This is a genomic window from Spiroplasma ixodetis, assembly GCF_040369795.1.
Classification (GTDB): domain Bacteria; phylum Bacillota_I; class Bacilli_A; order Mycoplasmatales; family VBWQ01; genus Spiroplasma_E; species Spiroplasma_E ixodetis_B.
In genome coordinates this window covers 1,198,212-1,218,985 of sequence record NZ_AP028955.1, presented here as the reverse complement: position 1 = coordinate 1,218,985, position 20,774 = coordinate 1,198,212, and the positions used below count along the sequence as shown (strand labels likewise).

Below are 20,774 nucleotides of genomic sequence, written 5' to 3'. Positions count from 1 at the left end.
AGAAATTTTAAAAAAAGTATAATTAAATAAAAAGATTTTGGTGATTAGATTATGGAAGAAGTGGCTAAATTAGAGGAAAATAATGTTAATGTTGAAAATAATTATTCATCAAATTTAGCTAACCAAAATAAAAGTATTTTAAAATTTATTAAAAGAAAAATTTTTATAGAAAAAATACGATCAACATTTTTAATTTTGATTGGTTTAGGTTTTGCAATAATTTCTTCATTTTTTATTTATGTTTATTTTTTCGCTAAAAACAAAGGTTATTCTTTAGATTCAATACAAACTTTATCTTCGTTATTACCAAAAGAACTTAATTTTTTAAACCCTATTATTGGTAGTATTAAAATTCAATTAATACCAAATTTATATTTATTAATTTTCATTTTTATAACTTCAATTTTTGTTCTTTTTTATGGTATATATGATTTAAAAAAAATTATCGGAGAAAAAAATAATTATATTATAAATCAAAATAATATTGATAATAAAATACCTAGTTTTATTATTATTTTTTATAGAAAAATGATAGTTAGAAAAATAATTCTTAATTGAATTACAGCATTTGTTTTTTTATTTGGTTTACTTTCTTTCGGTATTTTGTTTTTCTTAAATAATCAATATGATAATGGAAATAAAGACTTTTATATTGGTTTTTGAAAATTATTTTCACTTAAAAATTTGGATAGTGAAATTAATATTACATTAATTATTTTAATTGTGGTATATTCAGTAAATATTTTTTCTTTAATTATTACCAAGAAAAACAAAAATGATATTATTAAAAATTTTGGATATGAAGTAATTTCAAGTGAAGAAATTGAAAATTTAAAGAAAAAAACTAATAAAATTTGTTTGATTATTTTTCTTTCAATTATTACTATTTTATTTTTTTTAATTTTTGTTTTATTAAGAAAAAAAATAATTATTTATAATTCACAAATTAAGTAATTTATTATGCCTATCTATAAAATATATTTTATCTTTCTTTCATGCAAAGAAGTTTAAAGATAAGTGAGTTGTAACCTATGCTGTTACAATTTTTTACTTCTAAATTTTATTTGAAAGGAAGATATTTTTATGAATAAAGAATATTTAAAACTTATTAAAGTTGAATTTATGCATGGTGTAGAAGAACCTTGATGTAAAAACCAAGGAGTTACTATATTACCCTATGTTTTCAAAGACAATGAATATCATTATTTATTAACTAAAGAATACAACCCATTATTTAAACACAAACAGATTAGTCAGTACAGTACTATCAATGGCTGAATTGAAAATAATAGTCATTATCAAACTGTAATTAATGAAATGTTGGAAGAAACCGGTATTGATGTTACTAATAAAAAAGTAAAAATTCATTATTTAGGAAAACACTTTGCAAATAAATAAAGTACAAAATTATGATTTTTCTATGGTGTTGATTTATCTAAATTAGGTTTAGATTTAACTGCAACCTATAAAGGAAAAAGTGATAATACAGTTGGTGAAAAAGAAACTAGTGCAAGATTTATTAGTTCAAAGCAGTTAAATAAATCAAATGATGCTTTAATTTTAACTACTTATGGCAAATTAAACTTAAAAAATATGATTAATTTTGATAATAACATATATCTAACTAAAGTAATTTTTACTCATATCTTGAAAAACAAAATCAATAGCTTTTTGGTAATGTTTAGTAATCTGTGTAACTTACAAAAATAAATATGTTTAATTAATTCTAGTAAATAAAATTAAATAACTAGAAAGAGTGAGTTACGTATGTCTAAAAAACAAAATATTAATAATAATTATCCAATATCAAAAGCAGTAGATTTATTACTAGAAAATACTGAAGATTTAACAACATTTTTTAAAGAGGGAGGCTTATATAAAGAATTAACAAAAAGATTAGTTGAAAAAATAGACATATTCCGTAAATAAATTTTTTAAAAGTCAATTAATAATTTAAAATTTATTTTATAATTTCTTTATTAATAAATTAATAAGGTGTTGATAAAAATGAATTTTGAAAATTTAAAAAAATTAAAAAATGAACAATTTTATAGATATTTTGGTATAAAACGTTTTCATTTTGATGAAATGTTAACAAAATTAATTGAAATAGAAAATTTAAAAAAAACTAAAGGTAGAAAATATAAACTTTCAGTTGAAGAAAGATTGATGATGACTTTAGTATACTGAAAAGAATATTATACTTTTTTCCAAATGAGTATTAAATATAAAATGAGTGCATCAAGTTGTTTTCGAAATATTACTTGAGTAGAAAATAAACTTAGTGATGACAAAGATTATCAGTTTTTAAAAACAAAATATAAATCAAAAATTGAGAAAAAACAAGAAGATTTAAATGAATTTCAATTTTATTTAATTGATTCAACTGAAATTGAAATTGAAAAACCAACTAAAAAAAACTACAGTTAGAATATTTTTCTGGTAAAAGTTGAATGTTTTCTATAAAATTTCAAATTATATATGACTTTTTTAATAAAAAAATTGTTGATATTTTTGCTGATAATGGAAAAGTACATGATTTTCAAATATTAAAAAATTCAAATCTTGAATTTTCAGAAAAAACAATAATTATTGGTGATTCGGGATATCAAGGAATACAAAATATTTATAAAAATACTATATTACCAATTAAAAAAACTAAAAATAAAAAATTAACTAAACAAGAAAAAATCTACAATAAAATTATTTCAAAAATTAGAATTAAAGTTGAACATGTTTTTGCTTGATTAAAAAGATTCAAAATTTTAATAAATAAATGTAGAAAAAGTATATTTAGACTTATGTACTTAAGATTTAACTTACTTTGTGAAATTTTTAATAAAACAAAACCATTAAAATAAAAAAATATTAACTTCTATAATTATTAACACTAAAAAATTTATAAATATTATTATTGACAATTGATTAAATTTATTTACGGAATATGTCTAATGTTGAATTCTGAAATGCAAAATTATTTAGGATATTAAAAACATCAACATAATAATAGTCAAAATGCTCGTAATGGTATAAGTTCAAAAAAATTAATAACTCAACAAGGTAAAATTGAGATTAATGTACCACGAGATCGTAATAGTAATTTTGAACCAGTAATATTTGCAAAAAGACAAAGAAGATTTGATGGTTTTGATCAACAAGTTCTTTCATTATATGCCAAAGGCATGACTTTATCAGATATTAGAATGCAGTTACAAGAGTTATATCATGGTGCTGATATTAGTGAAAGTGTTATTAGTCAAATTACTGATGATGTTATTGATGATGTTGAAGCATGACAAAATCGGCCATTAGAAAGTGTTTATCCGATTGTTTATTTTGATTGTATAGTAGTTAAAGTACGACAATATAAAAGCATTATTAACAAATCAGTTTATATAGCAATAGGAGTTGATTTAGAAGGTAAAAAAGATGTTTTAGGTTTATGAATTAGTGAAAATGAAGGTTCTAAGTTTTGATTATCTAATTTCACAGAAATGAAAAATCGAGGCTTAAATGATATTCTTATTGCTTGTAGTGACAATTTAACAGAAATGTCAGAAGCGATACAATCAGTTTATCCTAAAACCGAACATCAATTATGCATAGTTCATCAAATTAGAAATAGTTTAAAATATGTTTCATGCAAACATAGAAAATCACTAGTTACAGATTTAAAACCAATTTATAGTGCATGTAGTGAAGAACAAGCAATGCAAGCTTTAGAATCTTTTGAAAGTAAATGAAATAAACAATATCCTCAAATTGCTAAATCATGATATAAAAATTGAGATAATTTAATGGTTTTTATTAGTTATCCTGCAGAAATCAAAAGAGTGATTTATACAACAAATGCTATTGAATCTGTTAATAGTCAATTACGAAAAGTTATTAGAAATAAAAAAGTTTTTCCAAATGATATGGCGGTTTTTAAAATATTTTACTTAGCAATTGAAAATATAACAAAAAAATGAACACTGCCCATTCAAAATTGAAATACAGCAATTGCTCATTTTATGATAAAATTTGAAGATATAATTAATCTCAACTAGTAACTTTGTAAAAAGATACACAGATTTTTAAAAATCTACAATAAAATTATTTCAAAAATTAGAATTAAAGTTGAACATTTTTTTGCTTGATTAAAAAGATTCAAAATTTTAATAAATAAATGTAGAAAAAGTATATTTAGACTTATGTACTTAAGATTTAACTTACTTTGTGAAATTTTTAATAAAACAAAACCATTAAAATAAAAAAATATTAACTTCTATAATTATTAACACTAAAAAATTTATAAATATTATTATTGACAATTGATTAAATTTATTTACGGAATATATCTATTGTATTGCTTCTGACATTCCTGTTAAATTGTCACTACAAGCAATAAGAATATCATTTAAGCCTCGATTTTTCATTTATGTGAAATTAGATAATCAAAACTTAGAACCTTCATTTTCACTAATTCATAAACCTATGGATGGGTTACACTTTATTGGGCACTAATTACGTAGACAAGTGAACAAATTAGTTAAAAGAAAGGAATTATAATTATGGCCAATATTAACTCATATTCAGATGAATTTAAAAAACAAATAGTAGTTTTATATCAAAGTGGTAAGTCAGTGTCTTGTCTTGCTAAAGAGTACAATTTTACAAGAGCAGCTACTTATAATTGAATTAAGCAATTTACTAATTCAGGCAGTTTTAAAACTAAAGATAACCGTTCTGTTGAAGAAAATTAATTAATTAAATTAAGAAAAGAATTAAAACAATTAAGAATGGAAAATGATATTTTAAAGCAAGCAGCATTAATAATAGGCAGAAAATAGAAATTATTACTAAAAATAAAGTTAAATATAAAATTCGCACAATGTGTCGTTTTTTAAAAATCTCTAAATCAACATATTATTTTAATTTCAAGAAAAAAGAATATAAAATTCAAAATAATGTGTATGATGAAGCTGTTATTAGCGCTTTTAAAGAAAATAAAGAAGCTTATGGAACAAGAAGATTAAAAGTTGTTCTAAAAGAAAAGAAAATTAATTTATCAAGACGAAAAATTAAAAAAATTATGAATAAACATAATTTAATGAGGCTTTTTAAAAATCTGTGTATCTTTTTACAAAGTTACTAGTTTAGATTAATTATATCTTCAAATTTTATCATAAAATGAGCAATTGCTGTATTTCAATTTTGAATGGGAAGTGTTCATTTTTTTGTTATATTTTCAATTGCTAAGTAAAATATTTTAAAAACTGCCATATCATTTGGAAAAAATTTTTTATTTCTAATAACTTTTCGTAATTGACTATTAACAGATTCAATAGCATTTGTTGTATAAATCACTCTTTTGATTTCTGCAGGATAACTAATAAAAACCATTAAATTATCTCAATTTTTATATCATGATTTAGCAATTTGAGGATATTGTTTATTTCATTTACTTTCAAAATATTCTAAAGCTTGCATTGCTTGTTCTTCGCTACATGCACTATAAATTGGTTTTAAATCTGTAACTAGTGATTTTCTATGTTTGTATGAAACATATTTTAAACTATTTCTAATTTGATGGACTATGCATAATTGATGTTTGGTTTTAGGATAAACTGATTGTGTTGCTTCTGACATTCCTGTTAAATTGTCACTACAAGCAATAAGAATATCATTTAAGCCTCGATTTTTCATTTCTGTGAAATTAGATAATCAAAACTTAGAACCTTCATTTTTGCTAATTCATAAACCTAAAACATCTTTTTTACCTTCTAAATCAACTCCTAGTGCTATATAAACTGATTTGTTAATAATGCGTTTATCTTGTCGTACTTTAACTACTATACAATCAAAATAAACAATCGGATAAACACTTTCTAATGGCTGATTTTGTCATGCTTCAACATCATCAATAACATCATCAGTAATTTGACTAATAACACTTTCACTAATATCAGCGCCATGATATAACTCTTGTAAATGCATTCTAATATCTGATAAAGTCATGCCTTTGGCATATAATAGACATATTCCGTAAATAAATTTAATCAATTGTCAATAATAATATTTATAAATTTTTTAGTGTTAATAATTATAGAAGTTAATATTTTTAAAAAAATACTTTAAAAATAAATTTATATTTCAAACACAAAAATTGTTAATCTTATTTTTATATTAACTTGATAAAAATTTAAATTTTTAAAAAAATATTAAAAATATTTTTTTATTTTAATTGTTTTGTTTTATTAAAAATTTCACAAAGTAAGTTAAATCTTAAGTACATAAGTCTAAATATACTTTTTCTACATTTATTTATTAAAATTTTGAATCTTTTTAATCAAGCAAAAACATGTTCAACTTTAATTCTAATTTTTGAAATAATTTTATTGTAGATTTTTTCTTGTTTAGTTAATTTTTTATTTTTAGTTTTTTTAATTGGTAATATAGTATTTTTATAAATATTTTGTATTCCTTGATATCCCAAATCACCAATAATTATTGTTTTTTCTGAAAATTCAAGATTTTAATTTTTTAATATTTGAAAATCATGTACTTTTCCATTATCAGCAAAAATATCAACAATTTTTTTATTAAAAAAGTCATATATAATTTGAAATTTTATAGAAAACATTCAACTTTTACCAGAAAAATATTCTAACTGTAGTTTTTTTTAGTTGGTCTTTCAATTTCAATTTCAGTTGAATCAATTAAATAAAATTGAAATTCATTTAAATCTTCTTGTTTTTTATCAATTTTTGATTTTCATTTTGTTTTTAAAAACTGATAATCTTTGTCATCACTAAGTTTATTTTCTGCTCAAGTAATATTTCGAAAACAACTTGATGCACTCATTTTATATTTAATACTCATTTGTAAAAAAAGTATAATATTCTTTTCAGTATACTAAAGTCATCATCAATCTTTCTTCAACTGAAAGTTTATATTTTCTACCTTTAGTTTTTTTTAAATTTTCTATTTCAATTAATTTTGTTAACATTTCATCAAAATGAAAACGTTTTATACAAAAATATCTATAAAATTGTTCATTTTTTAATTTTTTTAAATTTTCAAAATTCATTTTTATCAACACCTTATTAATTTATTAATAAAGAAATTATAAAATAAATTTTAAATTATTAATTGACTTTTAAAAAATTTATTTACGGAATATGTCTTTTGTCTTTTTGCAACTATTACTGGCTCAAAATTACTATTACGATCTCGTGGTACATTAATCTCAATTTTACCTTGTTGGGTTATTAATTTTTTTGAACTTATACCATTGCGAGCATTTTCACTAGTATTATGTTGATTTTTTTCATACCCTAAATAATTTTGCATTTCAGAATTCAACATTTTTTCAACTAATATTTTTGTTAATTCTTTATATAAACATCCCTCTTTAAAAACCGTTGTTAAATCTTCAGTATTTTCTAATAATAAATCTACTGTTTTTGATATTGGATCATTATTATTAATATTTTGTTTTTTAGACATAAGTAACTCACTCTTTCTATTTATTTAATTTTATTTACTAGAATTAATTAAACATAAGACATATTCCGTAAATAAATTTAATCAATTGTCAATAATAATATTTATAAATTTTTTAGTGTTAATAATTATAGAAGTTAATATTTTTAAAAAAATACTTTAAAAATAAATTTATATTTCAAACACAAAAATTGTTAATATTATTTTTATATTAACTTGATAAAAATTTAAATTTTTAAAAAATATTAAAAATATTTTTTTATTTTAATGGTTTTGTTTTATTAAAAATTTCACAAAGTAAGTTAAATCTTAAGTACATAAGTCTAAATATACTTTTTCTACATTTATTTATTAAAATTTTGAATCTTTTTAATCAATCAAAAACATGTTCAACTTTAATTCTAATTTTTGAAATAATTTTATTGTAGATTTTTTCTTGTTTAGTTAATTTTTTATTTTTAGTTTTTTTAATTGGTAATATAGTATTTTTATAAATATTTTGTATTCCTTGATATCCCAAATCACCAATAATTATTGTTTTTTCTGAAAATTCAAGATTTGAATTTTTTAATATTTGAAAATCATGTACTTTTCCATTATCAGCAAAAATATCAACAATTTTTTTATTAAAAAAGTCATATATAATTTGAAATTTTATAGAAAACATTCAACTTTCACCAGAAAAATATTCTAACTGTAGTTTTTTTTAGTTGGTCTTTCAATTTCAATTTCAGTTGAATCAATTAAATAAAATTGAAATTCATTTAAATATTCTTGTTTTTTCTCAATTTTTGATTTATATTTTGTTTTTAAAAACTGATAATCTTTGTCATCACTAAGTTTATTTTCTACTCAAGTAATATTTCGAAAACAACTTGATGCACTCATTTTATATTTAATACTCATTTGGAAAAAAGTATAATATTCTTTTCAGTATACTAAAGTCATCATCAATCTTTCTTCAACTGAAAGTTTATATTTTCTACCTTTAGTTTTTTTTAAATTTTCTATTTCAATTAATTTTGTTAACATTTCATCAAAATGAAAACGTTTTATACCAAAATATCTATAAAATTGTTTATTTTTTAATTTTTTTAAATTTTCAAAATTCATTTTTATCAACACCTTATTAATTTATTAATAAAGAAATTATAAAATAAATTTTAAATTATTAATTGACTTTTAAAAAATTTATTTACGGAATATGTCTATAGTTATTTTTGTAAGTTACACAGATTACTAAACATTACCATAATTTAATATCAAAATACAATAAATTATCATACAAAAATTATCATAATAAAGTGAATGATAGTCAAATTACTAATCTCGTTAATAGAGACTTTAATAATATGCTTAAAAATGAAGTTATTGTTAGTGATTTAAATTATGTTCAAGTTAATGATAAATGAAACTATATTTGCTTATTAATCGACCTGTAAAATCGCGAAATTATTGGACATAGTGTAGGTACTAAAAAAGATGCATCATTAGTATATCAAGCATTTATGTGCTCAAATCGTTGTTTAAAAGATATTCAAATATTTCATAGCGATCGCGGTAATGAATTTAATAATAAAAATATTGATAAACTTTTATTAGCCTTCAATATTACCCGCTCTTTAAGCAAAAAAGGTTGTCTTTATGATAACGCTGTTGCTGAAGCAACTTTCAAAACTTTCAAAACAGAATTTATTAATGATAAAAATTTTACATCATTAATCCAATTAAAATTAGAATTATTTGATTATATCAATTGATACAACAACATAAGAATCCACAGCACTCTAAACTACTTAACCCCCATAAAACACCAAGCACAAATTTCTACCAAAAAACAGTCCTAAAAAAAGTTGCCATTCCACATCTTAAAGGCTAACATTCCTGAATCTGGAGGAATAATAGTAATATTTTCAAAATTAGATAATTCTAATAAATTTTTTTTGAAAACTTTGATTGTGATACATATTATGATTCATTGTTGGAAATAATATCTTTTCTGCTTTGGAAGCAAAAAATACTGATAATGATAAACTATCAGCAATTGCTAAATTTGCTTTACTAATAAAACTCATAGTAGCGGGATAAACAACAATTAAATTTGTTTTAATTGCTAAATTAGTATGAGTAATTAAATCTCCTTTAACACATGATTCTTGTTCAAACATTTCAGAATAATAAGAAAATGTTTTATCTTCTAGAAAATGTAAAGAACTTTTAGTACAAATAATATCAACTAAGAATTCTTTTTTTAATTGTTTTAATAAAATTAATGCTTTGTTTGCTTCAATACTACCAGTAATTATTAAAGTAATATGTTTCATTATTTTCTCCTATCATATCATTAAACATAAAATAAACAAACAAAACCTATCTTCAAAATATGATAGCATTGAAAATAGGTTTTTATTATTAAAAATTTATTTTTACTTTTTATCAAGTATAACTGAAACTCGTGTTTTATTTTTTTTAAAAATAGTATACTTAACAATTCCTGATTTTAAAGCAAATAAGGTATCATCGCCACCACGTCCTACATTTTCACCAGGGTGAATTTTAGTTCCGCGTTGACGATAAATAATTGTTCCCTCTTTTAAACTTTGTCCATCACCAATTTTAGCGCCTAAACGTTTAGAATGTGAATCACGACCATTACGAGTTGAACCCACTCCTTTTTTTGAAGCAAATAATTGTAAATTTAATTTATAAAACATAATTACACCTCCTTTATGTTAATATATTTTGGATATTGTTCTTTAATAGTTTTTAATTGTCAAAGCATTGTTTTTAAAATGATTTGACTATTATTAGTGAAACTAGCAACTTTAAGTTTAACTAATCCAGCAGTATTATTAATTACTTGAACTTGATTATTATCAAGTTCAAGAAGTGCATTTAATGTACCAATAACAATGGCTGAAATGCCTGCACAAACAATATCATTTCCAATTTTTGAAAAATTAGCATGACCAGTAATTATAACTTCTACAATGTCACTATTTTGGTAATTATAAGTAACTTTAACCATAATTTAATATTACCTTAAATTATTTTTTATTATTTTCATCATCATCTTTAACAACTTTAACAGTCATATTTTTATGATCAAAAATAGTTTTTAAATTTCCTTCACTAACAACAGTTTTAGTGTTATCTGGCTCTGTAATATTATCCTTAACAACTGATTTAGTTTTAACAACTTTTTCTTTTGTAAGTTCTTTTTTTACTTTACTAACTACTGATTTTGGCTCTTTAATAATAGGAGTTACTACTTCAGAAATTACTTCTTTTTTTACTTCATCTTTAATTACTGATTTTGATTGTTCAGTCTTCTTATCAACAAGACTTTTACCACCAAGTAAGATATCAGTAATTAATACTTTTGTATATGGCTGACGGTGTCCATACATTGTTTTTGAATTTTTCTTAGGTTTATATTTAAACACTCGAATCTTTTTTGATTTATCTTGTTTAATAATCTTACCATGAACTTCAGCACCTTTTAGGAAAGGGTTACCGAATTGTTGATCAATCATCAATATTTTGTCAAAAATAATCTTATCTTTAGCTTTGCCAACAAGTTTTTCAACAAAAATCTCTTGATCATAGGAAACGTTAATTTGTTTTCCTCCTGTTTGAATAACCACAAACATTTTTCTTATTACCTCCAGTTTAGACTCGCCTTATAGGTGAAATAAATCACTTGTTAACCTAAAGTAGAGCGGTTGAAACTGCATAAACAGTCTTAAATATTATAAAGTATTTTTTATTAAAAGCAATACAAAATTAGTAATTATACACATAATTTAAATATAAAAATTACTAAAAAAGAAAAAAATTATATCTTTAATATTTAAATAATTAATGTAACTATAATTATATCTACACTAGATTATGTAATTAATATTTTTTTTATAATTATTATTGAAATTATGATATTATTTTTCTAAAATTAATATAAGTTTTTAACTCATTACTTATTCAAAAGTAAATGAGTTTTTTTATTTTTAGAAAGGAAGATTAAAAGAGATGGTTAAAGATAAAAATATCATTAACGAAACAATTGATTATTTACCGTTGTTTGGTGCTGGATTAGGAGCAATTGACGGTCTTTCATGAACAAATCCAGTGCCTGTTACCAACATTGCGATTGGTGCTGCAGCCGGAGGAATAGCAGGTTATCAAATTAAAAGAGCTGTAAAAAATAAAGATAAAAATAAAACTAAAGTTTGAACATCATTAATTTGTGGTACTGGTGCTGGTGTATTAAATGCAGTATTAAATCCAGAAGCATCATTAATGAGCAACTGCTGGTGGTATTGTAATTGCTAAAGGTGGCAAATATATTGTTGATAAAGGCAGTAGTTATATAAAATCAATAAAAAAGTAAATAAGATTCAAGATTTTTCTTCAATAAAAAAAGAAGCAAATTCACTAAATTCACAAAAAAAATATTCAAGAAAACAAAATAAATTAAAACTAATGTAAACTGATCAATAGTAAATTAAAACATTAAAAAATTATTTAGGAATGAAAATATAATCGATATTCAATTTAACTCATTCCTTTTTAAGTATTGAAATTCAAACAGAAAAACAATATAATAACTCTTTGGAGCGGCGAAAGATGAAAAGAAAATTAAGTTACAAAAAAATGCTAGCAACAGTTGGTGTATTAACTATTGTATTACCAATGTCTTTAAGTATTGCATCATATGCAATAAAAGAAAAACAAAAAAATAATGATCAAAAAATAGTAAATGCAATTAATCAAACTAATTATTCACTTGATAATATTATAATTAATAGTGCTATAGATGAATTAAAAACAAACATTAGTTCAGACTTTATTAAAAATTCATTAGATGAAATTAATCAAAAAAAATTTTAATAATAATTTATTTTCATTAAACAAAATTACTAATAATAAAGAAATTGATTTAAAAGATGAAGACTTCACAGTTAGTGGTTCTATTAATGCAAAAATTAATTATAATTATGATTCATTTAAAAATTAACTACTAATTTAACAATTATCATAGGTGAAGGCCAAATTTCTAATAAATATGAATTAAATGATGGAAAAATAAATAAATTTCTTCAAATCTCATATAGTATAATATTTGCTGCAACAGAAAACGAAAATATTTGAGAAATTGATTTTACTAATAATACAAAAATCAATAAATATCAATTAAATGAAGAACGTATAAATAGTTTAATTAAAGCATCAAATTGTAAAGTATATGTTGGTACGATAAAAAATACAATTTGAGAAATTGATTTAGAAACCGAAACTGCAGAAAAGAAATTCACTGGATTTGGTGATAAGCGTGATTCTAAAACTTTAATTGAAGGTTCAAAAAATAATTTATATGTTGGTACTGGTTATGGTAATGTTTATGAATTAGATATTAATACTAGTAATACTAAAAAATATCGTTTTGACGATTGAAGTGATGTAAATGTCCTAGTTAAAGTTACAAAAAATAAAATATACGCTGGCACTAGTGAAGGAAAATTATGAGAAATTGATTTAGAAACTAAAACCCATAAATTAAAATATGATTTTAAAAATAAAAGTAATATTATTTTTGATATTAAAGCACTATCTGATACCGAATTAATATTAGCAACAGAAGACAAAATTTATCAGTATGATTTAATCAAAAATGAAATAACAGAAAAAATTAATTTGAAACATGGTAAAATTATTTCTTTATCAATAGAAGATTTAAATAACAAAATATATTCCACCACTAATAATAATGTTTATGAACTTGATTCAAGTTTTAGTCAAGTAAAAAACAAATATGAATTAAATGCTTCAGTATATTCATCATTAATAGTTGACAAAAAACTATTTGCTGGAACGATTACAAATGTATGAGAATTAGATATTGAATAATTTTTATATATAGCTAACTAAAGTAATGTTTACTCATATAATAGACATATTGCGTAAATAAATTTTTTAAAAGTCAATTAATAATTTAAAATTTATTTTATAATTTCTTTATTAATAAATTAATAAGGTGTTGATAAAAATGAATTTTGAAAATTTAAAAAAATTAAAAAATGAACAATTTTATAGATATTTTGGTATAAAACGTTTTCGTTTTGATGAAATGTTAACAAAATTAATTGAAATAGAAAATTTAAAAAAAACTAAAGGTAGAAAATATAAACTTTCAGTTGAAGAAAGATTGATGATGACTTTAGTATACTGAAAAGAATATTATACTTTTTTCCAAATGAGTATTAAATATAAAATGAGTGCATCAAGTTCTTTTCGAAATATTACTTGAGTAGAAAATAAACTTAGTGATGACAAAGATTATCATTTTTTAAAAACAAAATATAAATCAAAAATTGAGAAAAAACAAGAAGATTTAAATGAATTTCAATTTTATTTAATTGATTCAACTGAAATTGAAATTGAAAGACCAACTAAAAAAAAACTACAGTTAGAATATTTTTCTGGTAAAAGTTGAATGTTTTCTATAAAATTTCAAATTATATATGACTTTTTTAATAAAAAAATTGTTGATATTTTTGCTGATAATGGAAAAGTACATGATTTTCAAATATTAAAAAATTCAAATCTTGAATTTTCAGAAAAAACAATAATTATTGGTGATTTGGGATATCAAGGAATACAAAATATTTATAAAAATACTATATTACCAATTAAAAAAACTAAAAATAAAAAATTAACTAAACAAGAAAAAATCTACAATAAAATTATTTCAAAAATTAGAATTAAAGTTGAACATGTTTTTGCTTGATTAAAAAGATTCAAAATTTTAATAAATAAATGTAGAAAAAGTATATTTAGACTTATGTACTTAATATTTAACTTACTTTGTGAAATTTTTAATAAAACAAAACCATTAAAATAAAAAAATATTAAAAATATTTTTTTAAAAATTTAAATTTTTATCAAGTTAATATAAAAATAATATTAACAATTTTTGTGTTTGAAATATAAATTTATTTTTAAAGTATTTTTTCAAAAATATTAACTTCTATAATTATTAACACTAAAAAATTTATAAATATTATTATTGACAATTGATTAAATTTATTTACGGAATATGTCTATTGAAAAACAAAATCAATCGCTTTTTTAATATTTGGCCAATAATTTGGTAATATTTTTCTTATATTATGTTTTATAGCAAATCAAAAATGTTCAATTGGATTTAAATTAGGAGAATATGGTGGAAGAAATAATAGTTTGCATCCAGCATTTTCAATTAATTGTTGTGTTAATTTAGATTTATGAAACGTTGCATTATCTAAAACTATAATTTGTCCAAGCTTTAATACTGTAATTAGTATATTTTTTACATATGATTCAAAAATTTTACTGTTGCAATGTCCTTCAAATGCTCATAGGGCTTTTAATTTACCTTTATTTAGTGAACCAATTATACTCATTCTTTTTATTTTATATGCGGGGTTTATTATCAACTAATCTTTTACCTTTTTCAGATCAACCATATTTATAAAATTCATTATCATCAATTCCAGATTCATCAATATATACTAAATCTTCATTCATTATCTTAGCTATTTCTTTTAAAAAATATTCTTGTTTATTTTTATCTCTTTGTTCATATAAAAAAGTTTTTTTATATGTATAATTTAGTTTTTTGAAATAGTTATAAACTGTTTCTTTAGTCATATCACCAAATTTTTCAATTACTTTTTGAACTGTAACATCTTTATTTTGCTCTAAATAATTTTTTAATTCATCTAAATCCTTTATTTTGTGGCTATGTCCTTTTTGATAATTCAAAATTGGTTTTATATTCCCAGTTTCTTTTTTTCTTTTTCTTCATAAGAAAAAAGTCTTTCTAGTAATATTGAACACTTTACAAATTTCTTTAATTTTCATGTTTTTACTTTCATAGGCTTCTATTACTTTTCTTCGTAAGTCTTCACTGTATGGTTTTGACATAATTTAATCTTCCTAATCTATTTTAAATATTGCTGAATTGTACTTTTAAATTCAAAAAATGTTTAAATTACATATTATTATTTTACATTATTTATGAGTAAACATTACTTTATTTAGCTATAGTAAATAAAAAACACATACTTAAAAAGGTGCGCAACATATATTACGCACCTTCTTTTCGTTTTATTTTTTTAGATTTATATCACTTATTATATTTTAATATATGATTTTTTTTGTTTTTTTCTTAATACTAATAATAAAATAATACTCGTTAAAAAAATACCAATAACAGCACCAGCGATTGAAATAATAAAACGTATTAAAATTTGTTGAGGAGTTAAAAAGTATCCTGACAAATAAAATAATGATAAAACAAAAGCAAATGAAATACTATATGTAAATTGATCTAATTGATGTAATTTTAACTTATATGTAATAAATGTTATAATAAAAGTAAATATAATTAAACTTAAACTAGAAAGTACCATTATTCAAAAAGGCAATTTAAAAGTAAAAGTAAAATCAGTACTAGTAGTAAAAAAAAGAATAATTCCTGGAATTAATACTTGTATTATTAAATAACCAACACTTAGAAAAAACTTAGTTCTTGGAAATGTATCTTCACTATTATTTTCAAAATTAACTTCTTGGTTTTTAATTTCCATACTTATCCTCTTCTATAATATAATTCTTTACAATTTTAACATGCTTTTATCAATAATTAAATAAGATTTATATTTATTAAATAACACTTATTTTAATACAAAAATTTAAAATAAAAATAGTTTTCCACAATTTAATGAAATTAAAAATTACCTATCCTATAAATTAATTGATTTTTTTGATTTAATTTTTGTTTTATTTTAGAAATATTCCGTAAATAAATTTAATCAATTGTCAATAATAATATTTGTAAATTTTTTAGCGTTAATAATTATAGAAGTTAATATTTTTAAAAAAATACTTTAAAAATAAATTTATATTTCAAACACAAAAATTGTTAATCTTATTTTTATATTAACTTGATAAAAATTTAAATTTTTAAAAAAATATTAAAAATATTTTTTTATTTTAATGGTTTTGTTTTATTAAAAATTTCACAAAGTAAGTTAAATCTTAAGTACATAAGTCTAAATATAATTTTTCTACATTTATTTATTAAAATTTTGAATCTTTTTAATCAAGCAAAAACATGTTCAACTTTAATTCTAATTTTTGAAATAATTTTATTGTAGATTTTTTCTTGTTTAGTTAATTTTTTATTTTTAGTTTTTTTAATTGGTAATATAGTATTTTTATAAATATTTTGTATTCCTTGATATCCCAAATCACCAATAATTATTGTTTTTTCTGAAAATTCAAGATTTGAATTTTTTAATATTTGAAAATCATGTACTTTTCCATTATCAGCAAAAATATCAACAATTTTTTTATTAAAAAAGTCATATATAATTTCAAATTATATAGCTAACTAAAGTAATGTTTACTCATATCTTGAAAAACAAAATCAATAGTTTTTTTAATATTTGGTCAATAATTTGGTAATATTTTTCTTATATTATGTTTTATAGCAAATCAAAAATGTTCAATTGGATTTAAATTAGGAGAATATGGCGGAAGAAATAATAGTTTGCATCCAGCATTTTCAATTAATTGTTGTGTTAATTTAGATTTATGAAACGTTGCATTATCTAAAACTATAATTTGTCCACGCTTTAATACTGGAATTAGTATATTTTTTACATATGATTCAAAAATTTGAAGAGGCTTTTTAAAAATCTGTGTATCTTTTTACAAAGTTACTAGTTTAGATTAATTCCATCTTTAAATTTTATCATAAAATGAGCAATTGCTGTATTTCAATTTTGAATCGGCATTGTTCATTTTTTTGTTATATTTTCAATTGCTAAGTAAAATATTTTAAAAACTGCCATATCATTTGGAAAAAATTTTTTATTTCTAATAACTTTTCGTAATTGAATATTAACAGATTCAATAGCATTTGTTGTATAAATCACTCTTTTGATTTCTGCAGGATAACTAATAAAAACCATTAAATTATCTCAATTTTTATATAATGATTTAGTAATTTGAGGATATTTTTTATTTCATTTACTTTCAAAAGATTCTAAAGCCTGCATTGCTTGTACTTCACTACATGCACTATAAATTGGTTTTAAATCTGTAACTAGTGATTTTCTATGTTTGTATGAAACATATTTTAAACTATTTCTAATTTGATGAACTATGCATAATTGATGTTCGGTTTTAGAATAAACTAATTGTATTGCTTCTGACATTCCTGTTAAATTGTCACTACAAGCAATAAGAATATCATTTAAGACTCGATTTTTCATTTCTGTGAAATTAGATAATCAAAACTTAGAACCTTCATTTCCGCTAATTCATAAACCTAAAATATCTTTTTTACCTTCTAAATCAACTCCTAGTGCTATATAAACTGATTTGTTAATAATGCGTTTATCTTGTCGTACTTTAACTACTATACAATCAAAATAAACAATCGGATAAACAATTTCTAATGGCCGATTTTGTCATGCTTTAACATCATCAATAACATCATCAGTAATTTGACTAATAACACTTTCACTAATATCAGCACCATGATATAACTCTTGTAACTGCATTCTAATATCTGATAAAGTCATGCCTTTGACATATAATGAAAGAACTTGTTGATCAAAACCATCAAATCTTCTTTGTCTTTTTGCAACTATTACTGGCTCAAAATTACTATTACGATCTCGTGGTACATTAATCTCAATTTTACCTTGTTGGGTTATTAATTTTTTTGAATTTATACCATTGCGAGCATTTTCACTAGTATTATGTTGATTTTTTTTATATCCTAAATAATTTTGAATTTCAGAATTCAACATTTTTTCAACTAATCTTTTTGTTAATTCTTTATATAAACCTCCCTCTTTAAAAACTGTTGTTAAATCTTCAGTATTTTCTAGTAATAAATCTACTGCTTTTGATATCGGATCATTAGACATATTCCGTAAATAAATTTTTTAAAAGTCAATTAATAATTTAAAATTTATTTTATAATTTCTTTATTAATAAATTAATAAGGTGTTGATAAAAATGAATTTTGAAAATTTAAAAAAATTAAAAAATGAACAATTTTATAGATATTTTGGTATAAAACGTTTTCATTTTGATGAAATGTTAACAAAATTAATTGAAATAGAAAATTTAAAAAAAACTAAAGGTAGAAAATATAAACTTTCAGTTGAAGAAAGATTGATGATGACTTTAGTATACTGAAAAGAATATTATACTTTTTCCAAATGAGTATTAAATATAAAATGAGTGCATCAAGTTGTTTTCGAAATATTACTTGAGTAGAAAATAAACTTAGTGATGACAAAGATTATCAGTTTTTAAAAAAATATAAATCAAAAATTGAGAAAAAACAAGAAGATTTAAATGAATTTCAATTTTATTTAATTGATTCAACTGAAATTGAAATTGAAAGACCAAATAAAAAACTACAGTTAGAATATTTTTCTGGTAAAAGTTGAATGTTTTCTATAAAATTTCAAATTATATATGACTTTTTAATAAAAAAATTGTTGATATTTTTGCTGATAATGGAAAATTACATGATTTTCAAATATTAAAAAATTCAAATCTTGAATTTTCAGAAAAAACAATAATTATTGGTGATTTGGGATATCAAGGAATACAAAATATTTATAAAAATACTATATTACCAATTAAAAAACTAAAAATAAAAAATTAACTAAACAAGAAAAAATCTACAATAAAATTATTTCAAAAATTAGAATTAAAGTTGAACATGTTTTTGCTTGATTAAAAAGATTCAAAATTTTAATAAATAAATGTAGAAAAAGTATATTTAGACTTATGTACTTAAGATTTAACTTACTTTGTGAAATTTTTAATAAAACAAAACCATTAAAATAAAAAAATATTTTTAATATTTTTTTAAAAATTTAAATTTTTATCAAGTTAATATAAAAATAATATTAACAATTTTTGTGTTTGAAATATAAATTTATTTTTAAAGTATTTTTTTAAAAATATTAACTTCTATAATTATTAACACTAAAAAATTTATAAATATTATTATTGACAATTGATTAAATTTATTTACGGAATATGTCTATTTATAATTTATTTTTTTGAAATAGTTTATAACTATTTCAAAAAAATAAATTATAAAGCTAACTAAAGTAATGTTTACTTATAAATAATGTAAAATAATAATATGTAATTTAAACAGTTTTTGAATTTAAAAGTACAATTCAGCAATATTTAAAATATATTAGGAAGATTAAATTATGCCAAAACCATACAGCAAAGACTTACGAAGAAAAGTAATAGAAGCCTATGAAAGTAAAAACATGAAAATTAAAGAAATTTGTAAAGTGTTCAATATTACTAGAAAGACTTTATTCTTATGAAGAAAAAGAAAAAAAGAAACTGGGCATATAAAACCAATTTTGAATTATCAAAAAGGACATAGCCACAAAATAAATGATTTAGATGAATTAAAAAATTATTTAGCGCAAAATAAAGATGTTACGGTTCAAAAAGTAATTGAAAAATTTGGTGATATGACTAAAGAAACAGTTTATAACTATTTGAAAAAACTAAATTATACATATAAAAAAACTTTTCTATATGAACAAAGAGATAAAAATAAACAAGAAGATTTTTTAAAAGAAATAGCTAAAATAATGAATGAAGATTTAGTATATATTGATGAATCTGGAATTGATGATAATGAATTTTATAAATATGGTTGATCTGAAAAAGGTAAAAGATTATTTGATAATAAACCCGCATATAAAATAAAAATAATGAGTATAATTGGTTCACTAAATAAAGGTAAATTAAAATCCCTATGAGCATTTGAAGGACATTGCAACAGTAAAATTTTTGAATCATATGTAAAAAATATACTAATTCCAGTATTAAAGCATGGACAAATTATAGTTTTAGATAATGCAACGTTTCATAAATCTAAATTAACACAACAATTAATTGAAAATGCTGGATGCAAACTATTATTTCTTCCACCATATTTTCCTAATTTAAATCCAATTGAACATTTTTGATTTGCTATAAAACATAATATAAGAAAAATATTACCAAATTATTGACCAAATATTAAAAAAGCGATTGATTTTGTTTTTCAAGATATGAGTAAACATTACTTTAGTTAGCTATATATGCAAAAGAAGCTGCATATAAATTCAATAAGATACCTAGTTTTGAAACTATAATTTTGTGTTTGATTTAGATACATGTGGGAATAATTCCCT

At 20.9% G+C, this 20,774-nt stretch carries 30 protein-coding genes, 5 pseudogenes and 1 other annotated feature; of the genes and pseudogenes, 17 read left to right on the top strand and 18 right to left on the bottom strand.

What is annotated here, in order from left to right; all coding sequences use genetic code 4:
* Window positions 1-51 precede the first annotated feature (51 nt).
* The 6 genes and pseudogenes from ABWV63_RS08595 (at window position 52) to ABWV63_RS08570 (ending at window position 4,049) form a co-directional block, all read left to right on the top strand.
* Window positions 52-954, top strand: coding sequence for an MSC_0882 family membrane protein (locus ABWV63_RS08595; protein ID WP_353306015.1), 903 nt, complete (start codon window positions 52-54; stop codon window positions 952-954).
* Window positions 955-1,083: 129 nt separating this feature from the next.
* Window positions 1,084-1,398 (top strand): NUDIX hydrolase, encoded by a 315-nt coding sequence (locus ABWV63_RS08590; RefSeq protein WP_353306014.1) that lies wholly within the window; start codon window positions 1,084-1,086, stop codon window positions 1,396-1,398.
* 369 nt (window positions 1,399-1,767) lie between these two features.
* Window positions 1,768-1,929 carry a hypothetical protein gene (locus tag ABWV63_RS08585; protein ID WP_353306013.1) on the top strand — a complete coding sequence of 54 codons (162 nt, stop codon included), beginning with the start codon at window positions 1,768-1,770 and terminating at the stop codon, window positions 1,927-1,929.
* A gap of 78 nt (window positions 1,930-2,007) precedes the next feature.
* Window positions 2,008-2,430, top strand: a complete 423-nt coding sequence (locus ABWV63_RS08580) for a transposase family protein (RefSeq protein WP_353306012.1) — start codon at window positions 2,008-2,010, stop codon at window positions 2,428-2,430.
* 23 nt (window positions 2,431-2,453) lie between these two features.
* Entirely contained in the window at window positions 2,454-2,861 is a 408-nt protein-coding gene (locus ABWV63_RS08575; protein ID WP_353306011.1) for a transposase family protein, read from the top strand.
* Between the two features lie 4 nt (window positions 2,862-2,865).
* Window positions 2,866-4,049 (top strand): annotated as a pseudogene (locus ABWV63_RS08570) (IS256 family transposase).
* A gap of 294 nt (window positions 4,050-4,343) precedes the next feature.
* On the opposite strand, the pseudogene ABWV63_RS08565 reads toward ABWV63_RS08570, so the two are convergent.
* Window positions 4,344-4,478, bottom strand: a pseudogene (locus ABWV63_RS08565) (transposase); the annotation flags it as partial.
* A gap of 75 nt (window positions 4,479-4,553) precedes the next feature.
* On the opposite strand from ABWV63_RS08565, the gene ABWV63_RS08560 reads away from it, so the two are divergent.
* Together ABWV63_RS08560 and ABWV63_RS08555 are read left to right on the top strand one after the other, a co-directional pair.
* Entirely contained in the window at window positions 4,554-4,745 is a 192-nt protein-coding gene (locus ABWV63_RS08560; RefSeq protein ID WP_353306010.1) for a transposase, read from the top strand.
* Window positions 4,746-4,873: 128 nt separating this feature from the next.
* The gene (locus ABWV63_RS08555; protein ID WP_353306009.1) at window positions 4,874-5,137 is read left to right on the top strand and encodes an IS3 family transposase; all 264 of its coding nucleotides are present in this window, start codon (window positions 4,874-4,876) and stop codon (window positions 5,135-5,137) included.
* On the opposite strand, the gene ABWV63_RS08550 is transcribed toward ABWV63_RS08555, so the two are convergent.
* The 7 genes from ABWV63_RS08550 to ABWV63_RS08520 all read right to left on the bottom strand — a co-directional run bounded on the left by ABWV63_RS08550 (window position 5,134) and on the right by ABWV63_RS08520 (window position 8,601).
* A complete protein-coding gene (locus tag ABWV63_RS08550; RefSeq protein WP_353306008.1) occupies window positions 5,134-6,045 on the bottom strand; it encodes an IS256 family transposase in 912 nt (303 codons plus the stop codon). The two genes, ABWV63_RS08555 and ABWV63_RS08550, sit on opposite strands and share 4 nt — an antisense overlap.
* A gap of 172 nt (window positions 6,046-6,217) precedes the next feature.
* On the bottom strand, window positions 6,218-6,478 hold the full coding sequence (locus ABWV63_RS08545) for a transposase family protein (protein ID WP_353306007.1): 261 nt from the start codon (window positions 6,476-6,478) through the stop codon (window positions 6,218-6,220).
* A 170-nt stretch (window positions 6,479-6,648) separates the two neighbouring features.
* Window positions 6,649-6,864, bottom strand: coding sequence for a hypothetical protein (locus tag ABWV63_RS08540; protein WP_353306006.1), 216 nt, complete (start codon window positions 6,862-6,864; stop codon window positions 6,649-6,651).
* Window positions 6,854-7,072, bottom strand: coding sequence for a transposase family protein (locus ABWV63_RS08535; protein WP_353306005.1), 219 nt, complete (start codon window positions 7,070-7,072; stop codon window positions 6,854-6,856). The genes ABWV63_RS08540 and ABWV63_RS08535 overlap by 11 nt, the downstream gene beginning before the upstream one ends.
* 50 nt (window positions 7,073-7,122) lie before the next feature.
* Entirely contained in the window at window positions 7,123-7,491 is a 369-nt protein-coding gene (locus tag ABWV63_RS08530) for a transposase (RefSeq protein ID WP_353306004.1), read from the bottom strand.
* Window positions 7,492-7,747: 256 nt separating this feature from the next.
* Entirely contained in the window at window positions 7,748-8,155 is a 408-nt protein-coding gene (locus ABWV63_RS08525) for a transposase family protein (protein WP_353306003.1), read from the bottom strand.
* A gap of 23 nt (window positions 8,156-8,178) precedes the next feature.
* The gene (locus tag ABWV63_RS08520) at window positions 8,179-8,601 is read right to left on the bottom strand and encodes a transposase family protein (protein ID WP_353306002.1); all 423 of its coding nucleotides are present in this window, start codon (window positions 8,599-8,601) and stop codon (window positions 8,179-8,181) included.
* 251 nt (window positions 8,602-8,852) lie between these two features.
* Between ABWV63_RS08520 and ABWV63_RS08515 the strand changes: the two are divergent.
* Window positions 8,853-9,296, top strand: a pseudogene (locus ABWV63_RS08515) (IS3 family transposase); the annotation flags it as partial.
* 111 nt (window positions 9,297-9,407) lie between these two features.
* Here ABWV63_RS08515 and ABWV63_RS08510 read toward each other — a convergent pair.
* The 4 genes and pseudogenes from ABWV63_RS08510 to rplU all read right to left on the bottom strand — a co-directional run.
* Window positions 9,408-9,812: a flavoprotein gene (locus tag ABWV63_RS08510; RefSeq protein ID WP_353306001.1), complete on the bottom strand. Its 405-nt coding sequence runs from the start codon at window positions 9,810-9,812 to the stop codon at window positions 9,408-9,410.
* A 102-nt stretch (window positions 9,813-9,914) separates the two neighbouring features.
* A complete protein-coding gene (gene rpmA / locus ABWV63_RS08505) occupies window positions 9,915-10,202 on the bottom strand; it encodes a 50S ribosomal protein L27 (protein WP_174481212.1) in 288 nt (95 codons plus the stop codon).
* Between the two features lie 2 nt (window positions 10,203-10,204).
* Window positions 10,205-10,516 (bottom strand): ribosomal-processing cysteine protease Prp, encoded by a 312-nt coding sequence (locus ABWV63_RS08500; protein ID WP_353306000.1) that lies wholly within the window; start codon window positions 10,514-10,516, stop codon window positions 10,205-10,207.
* Between the two features lie 334 nt (window positions 10,517-10,850).
* A pseudogene (gene rplU, locus ABWV63_RS08495) lies at window positions 10,851-11,141 on the bottom strand (50S ribosomal protein L21); the annotation flags it as partial.
* A gap of 11 nt (window positions 11,142-11,152) precedes the next feature.
* Window positions 11,153-11,225, bottom strand: a sequence feature (ribosomal protein L21 leader region).
* Window positions 11,226-11,517: 292 nt separating this feature from the next.
* Here rplU and ABWV63_RS08490 point away from each other — a divergent pair.
* The 4 genes from ABWV63_RS08490 to ABWV63_RS08475 all read left to right on the top strand — a co-directional run bounded on the left by ABWV63_RS08490 (window position 11,518) and on the right by ABWV63_RS08475 (window position 14,389).
* On the top strand, window positions 11,518-11,820 hold the full coding sequence (locus ABWV63_RS08490; protein WP_353305999.1) for a hypothetical protein: 303 nt from the start codon (window positions 11,518-11,520) through the stop codon (window positions 11,818-11,820).
* A gap of 294 nt (window positions 11,821-12,114) precedes the next feature.
* Window positions 12,115-12,378 carry a hypothetical protein gene (locus tag ABWV63_RS08485; RefSeq protein WP_353305998.1) on the top strand — a complete coding sequence of 88 codons (264 nt, stop codon included), beginning with the start codon at window positions 12,115-12,117 and terminating at the stop codon, window positions 12,376-12,378.
* Between the two features lie 804 nt (window positions 12,379-13,182).
* Window positions 13,183-13,395, top strand: coding sequence for a hypothetical protein (locus ABWV63_RS08480; protein WP_353305997.1), 213 nt, complete (start codon window positions 13,183-13,185; stop codon window positions 13,393-13,395).
* 139 nt (window positions 13,396-13,534) lie between these two features.
* Entirely contained in the window at window positions 13,535-14,389 is an 855-nt protein-coding gene (locus tag ABWV63_RS08475; RefSeq protein ID WP_353305996.1) for a transposase family protein, read from the top strand.
* Window positions 14,390-14,588: 199 nt separating this feature from the next.
* Here ABWV63_RS08475 and ABWV63_RS08470 read toward each other — a convergent pair whose 3' ends face one another.
* The 6 genes and pseudogenes from ABWV63_RS08470 to ABWV63_RS08445 form a co-directional block, all read right to left on the bottom strand.
* Window positions 14,589-14,963, bottom strand: coding sequence for a transposase (locus tag ABWV63_RS08470; protein WP_353305995.1), 375 nt, complete (start codon window positions 14,961-14,963; stop codon window positions 14,589-14,591).
* Window positions 14,941-15,453 carry an IS630 transposase-related protein gene (locus tag ABWV63_RS08465; protein WP_353305994.1) on the bottom strand — a complete coding sequence of 171 codons (513 nt, stop codon included), beginning with the start codon at window positions 15,451-15,453 and terminating at the stop codon, window positions 14,941-14,943. The genes ABWV63_RS08470 and ABWV63_RS08465 overlap by 23 nt, the downstream gene beginning before the upstream one ends.
* Before the next feature lie 209 nt (window positions 15,454-15,662).
* Window positions 15,663-16,118, bottom strand: coding sequence for a DxFTY motif-containing membrane protein (locus ABWV63_RS08460; protein WP_353305993.1), 456 nt, complete (start codon window positions 16,116-16,118; stop codon window positions 15,663-15,665).
* A 401-nt stretch (window positions 16,119-16,519) separates the two neighbouring features.
* On the bottom strand, window positions 16,520-16,870 hold the full coding sequence (locus ABWV63_RS08455) for a transposase family protein (protein ID WP_353307179.1): 351 nt from the start codon (window positions 16,868-16,870) through the stop codon (window positions 16,520-16,522).
* 50 nt (window positions 16,871-16,920) lie between these two features.
* Window positions 16,921-17,211, bottom strand: a pseudogene (locus tag ABWV63_RS08450) (transposase); the annotation flags it as partial.
* A gap of 44 nt (window positions 17,212-17,255) precedes the next feature.
* Complete coding sequence (locus tag ABWV63_RS08445; protein WP_353305992.1) at window positions 17,256-18,473, bottom strand: IS256 family transposase; 1,218 nt, start codon at window positions 18,471-18,473, stop codon at window positions 17,256-17,258.
* A gap of 91 nt (window positions 18,474-18,564) precedes the next feature.
* On the opposite strand from ABWV63_RS08445, the gene ABWV63_RS08440 reads away from it, so the two are divergent.
* The 4 genes from ABWV63_RS08440 (at window position 18,565) to ABWV63_RS08425 (ending at window position 20,675) form a co-directional block, all read left to right on the top strand.
* On the top strand, window positions 18,565-18,828 hold the full coding sequence (locus ABWV63_RS08440; protein ID WP_353305542.1) for a hypothetical protein: 264 nt from the start codon (window positions 18,565-18,567) through the stop codon (window positions 18,826-18,828).
* The gene (locus tag ABWV63_RS08435; protein WP_353305991.1) at window positions 18,771-19,103 is read left to right on the top strand and encodes a hypothetical protein; all 333 of its coding nucleotides are present in this window, start codon (window positions 18,771-18,773) and stop codon (window positions 19,101-19,103) included. The genes ABWV63_RS08440 and ABWV63_RS08435 overlap by 58 nt, the downstream gene beginning before the upstream one ends.
* A complete protein-coding gene (locus tag ABWV63_RS08430; protein ID WP_353305990.1) occupies window positions 19,001-19,225 on the top strand; it encodes a hypothetical protein in 225 nt (74 codons plus the stop codon). The genes ABWV63_RS08435 and ABWV63_RS08430 overlap by 103 nt, the downstream gene beginning before the upstream one ends.
* A 562-nt stretch (window positions 19,226-19,787) precedes the next feature.
* On the top strand, window positions 19,788-20,675 hold the full coding sequence (locus ABWV63_RS08425) for an IS630 family transposase (RefSeq protein ID WP_353305989.1): 888 nt from the start codon (window positions 19,788-19,790) through the stop codon (window positions 20,673-20,675).
* Window positions 20,676-20,774 lie beyond the last annotated feature (99 nt).